Here is a 1,340-nt window from a genome sequence, read left to right as displayed (position 1 = left end):
GGTTATAAGTGGGGATAGAGAGTAAGGAAATAAAATCGATTATTTCAACAGAGGAAGAATTACGAGAAATATTAGGGCAACCGAGTGAGCGGGCCTTGAAAAAAGTTATTTCATCATTAGACCACCATTGCGTAGATTTTCTATCTAAATCTCCTTTTCTAGTATTATCTACTGCAAATAAATTAGGAGAGTGTGATGCTTCGCCGAGAGGAGACGCACCTGGATATGTATATGTATTAAATAAAAATAAAATTATCATTCCAGAAAGGCCGGGCAATCGTCGTATAGATTCAATTTTAAATATTATTTCAAATCCGCACGTAGGGTTAATCTTTTTTATTCCTGGTCTTGGGGAAACACTCCGAATAAACGGTAAAGCATATATTACAAACGATGAAGAAATTTTGAAAGAGATGCAGGCGAATGGACGTAATCCGTTACTTGGAATTGTTGTTGAAATAGAAGAATGCTATATTCATTGTGCAAAAGCTTTTATTCGTTCAAAAATGTGGGATCCAGAGTCATGGTTAAATAAAACAGAGCTACCTTCAGCAGCGAAAATGTTAATGGAGCATGCGAAAGTGAATGCTTCAGAAGAGGATGTTGCACGTTCTTTAGAAGAAAGTTATACGAAGAGATTGTATTGAACAATTGTAACTACTCAGTCATTCTATGAAAAACCGACAGAAAAGCACTTTTTTAATGGTCGAGAGGGACTGGCTATGTATAGGAGCGGTCAGGGCCTTTTCCTGCCACGCGCAAAGTTTTAAAATAAAGGAAGGTAGCAAGGTGTAGGTCCATTTTTTATCTTCATGGCAGCAATCTATATGCTGAAAAGTGAAAGTAACTTTCTATAGGTAATAAGGGGCGTATTTTCGCTGGAATAATACTCCTTACCAAACTCCTAAATGAAATGTATGGCTGAGTAGGTACAAAAAATTCACTTTATAAATATAGTGTTAAAGCGTAAAACTCTTTTTTTTTTAGAAAGGAATTTTAATATGGATATTGTTGGCTTGTCTGTGATGAATATATGTGACAGAGAATAAGTTTGTTTTAGATAATTTGTTATTGTAAAATATAATAATGTATTTCCTTTAAAATAGTAAATAAAAATAGGCTTGCTTTTTAAAATTTTCATAACTATAATRAGTTAACAAATARACATGAACGAAAAAGTAACGATAAGGACATGARATSATTTTTACGGTTTACAGAGAGGGAAGCCAAGGCTGTGAGCTTCCTAACACGARAAATRATCTTACCACCTTTGAACTTCAATAGTGAACGAGTAATCTAGTAATTATTGACGGTATCAGCCGTTATCTGAACTTGAGCAA

1 protein-coding gene is annotated in these 1,340 nt (G+C 34.2%); it reads left to right on the top strand.

Annotation, left to right across the window (positions count from 1 at the left end; genetic code table 11):
• Positions 1-8: 8 nt before the first annotated feature.
• Positions 9-647, top strand: coding sequence for a pyridoxamine 5'-phosphate oxidase family protein (locus AC1DTM_RS26750; protein WP_016104573.1), 639 nt, complete (start codon positions 9-11; stop codon positions 645-647).
• The last annotated feature ends 693 nt before the right edge of the window (positions 648-1,340 follow it).

The sequence above is a fragment of the Bacillus sp. P4_D3 genome, from assembly GCF_056401855.1.
This window is presented reverse-complemented; position numbering and strand designations above follow the sequence as displayed.